Annotated in this window: 3 protein-coding genes; 2 read left to right on the forward strand and 1 reads right to left on the reverse strand. The window is 51.9% G+C overall.

The window, feature by feature from the left end; translation table 11 throughout:
• A partial coding sequence (locus VE954_RS27620) for a helix-turn-helix transcriptional regulator (RefSeq protein WP_324958976.1) occupies nt 1-183 on the forward strand: 183 nt, incomplete at its 5' end.
• On the forward strand, nt 183-1442 hold the full coding sequence (locus VE954_RS27625; protein ID WP_324958978.1) for a type II toxin-antitoxin system HipA family toxin: 1260 nt from the start codon (nt 183-185) through the stop codon (nt 1440-1442). The genes VE954_RS27620 and VE954_RS27625, both read left to right, overlap by 1 nt.
• Before the next feature lie 204 nt (nt 1443-1646).
• Here VE954_RS27625 and VE954_RS27630 read toward each other — a convergent pair.
• A partial coding sequence (locus tag VE954_RS27630; RefSeq protein ID WP_324958980.1) for a Bax inhibitor-1/YccA family protein occupies nt 1647-2241 on the reverse strand: 595 nt, incomplete at its 5' end.

Consider the following 2241-nt stretch of genomic DNA (forward strand, 5'->3'; position numbering starts at 1 on the left):
GACGCACTTAAGAGCCGACGGAAAGAGCTGGGCATCACGCAAAAACAGCTCGCCGATTTCTGCGATCTCTCCCACAATGGCATCAGCCGCATCGAGCTAGGTGACTCAGATGTGAAACTTTCGACTTTGTTGAAAATGTCGAAGCTCCTGGGTTTCACCATAGTCCTGGATATGGCCGACTGATGAGAATACTCTACGCATTTTACGAGCAGCAGCTGGTGGGGCGTTTCTCCCAGGACGAAGACCTTGTCTTCCATTTCGAATATGACGACGCTTGGCGAAAGAATCCTAAAGCTTTTGCACTGAGCCTCGCTCTGCCGCTTCAAGAAACAAGCTTTGGAAACCGCCTGTCACTGTCGTTTTTTGAAAATTTGCTGCCCGAAGGAGCTATAAAAGATGCTATAGAGCGGCATCAGAACATAAGCGGCGTTATGGAGTTTTTAGACAAGTACGGGCGCGACTGTGCAGGCGCCATCGTGCTCAGCAGCCAGCCTGGAGGCATTCCAAACCTCGACCCAAATCAGATGGTCGAACTCGATATGACTCAGGTCTACGAAGCCGTCGAAGCAAAAGAATCGGTAGCCGACGCAATTTCCTCGATGAATCCAGGCTATTTGTCTCTCGCGGGCGCTCAGGACAAGTTTGCAGCGATTTATAAGGAGGGGCGTTTCTTTCTTCCGACGCAAGGGGGGGCGACAACGCACATCATCAAGCCCCCGATCCAGCATTCAGGAATCAAAGAATCCGTATACAATGAATACTACTGCATGGAGTTAGCACGGGCCGTAGGTCTGCTCGTGCCAGCCTGTTTTGTTCTTCCGGGGAGCCACCCACTCTTCGTTATCGAACGCTACGATCGATCCCAGGGTAAGGATGGTCTGACTCACCGCATTCACCAGCAAGACTTCTGCCAAGCCCAGGGATTCACGAGCGAGCAGAAGTATGAGGATAAGGGCGGACCCACGCTCAAGCAGGACTATGAACTCATACTGAAGCATTTTCCTGCTAAAAAACGCTTAAGGAGCATCACGAACCTTCTCGACTGGGTGGCCTTCAATCTCCTCATAGGAAATAATGATAGCCATTCCAAGAATATTTCTTTACTCCTGCAGCCCGAAGGACTGACGCTTGCACCCTTCTATGATCTGCTTTGCTCGGCGATCTATCCCCGGTTGCAAAGGGAATTCTCATTCTCGATTGGGGGGCAAAGAGTCTTCACGAAAATTTCCAAAAGGAATACGGAAGTCCTGGAAAATGATTTGGGGCTCAAGGCAGGGACTTTTGGGCGTCACATCCTCATACTGGCAGCGAAGATCGAAAAAGAGCAGACGTCCGTCGCCAAGCGTGTTCAACGCGAACATCCCGAAGCCAAAATCCCAGCGCGCATCAGCACGCTAATCAGCGACCGGATCAAAAGCCTCCAACTGCAGGGAATCAGCTAATCAGCGGAGGTCATTAAGGGTAGAAAGTCGGATTTTGGGCAAAACCATGGAAGCGTGCAACAAATTACCCTGTGACATCGATAACCAATGACAGATCGAGACCGATATGTTTGCTTCCGGCTAGGCGAGGGAGCGCTGTGATCGTATCAACGTCCGGCAGCGCCAGCTGTGGATTCCCTGTCTCCTGATCTCGCCAAAACTTTTCTAACGCCGGTTCCCTTGCAACTTGGACAGCAACCGCAAGAATTCCAAATAGAGCCAAATCAGGGTCACCATAAGTCCGAAGGCGGCATACCATTCCATGTACTTGGGCGCCCTGCGCCTGGCGCCTTCCTCGATAAAGTCGAAATCCATGACCAAATTAAGCGAGGCGATGACGATGACGAAGAGGCTAAAGCCGACGCCGATGATGCCACCTTCATGGATATAGGGGATACGGACGTCGAAAAACCCGAGGACCATCTGCAGCATGTAGAAAAGGAAGATGCCACCCGTAGCTGCGGCGACGCCGAGCTTGAAGTTCTCCGTGACTTTGATAAGCCCTGACTTGTAAGCCATCAGTAACGCGAGGAGTGTCGTAAACGTCAAGCCGACTGCCTGGATAACGATCCCGGGAAAGCGCGCTTCGAAAAACGACGAGATACCACCCAGCGCCAGTCCCTCGAGCGCCGCATAAAGCGGGGCCGTTACGGGGGCCCACGTCTTTTTGAAGACAGTAACGAGAGCTACGACAAAACCGCCGAAAACTCCCACCATCATATATAAATTGATGGCGCCGGGGTCACGCGTCGCAAAGAAT

This window comes from Oligoflexus sp., from assembly GCF_035638955.1.
In the GTDB taxonomy this organism is placed as follows: domain Bacteria; phylum Bdellovibrionota_B; class Oligoflexia; order Oligoflexales; family Oligoflexaceae; genus Oligoflexus.

Bases quoted from the DNA above. Each gene is read 5' to 3' on its own strand.
- VE954_RS27625 (WP_324958978.1), top strand. From the start codon at position 183: ATGAGAATACTCTACGCATTTTACGAGCAGCAGCTGGTGGGGCGTTTC.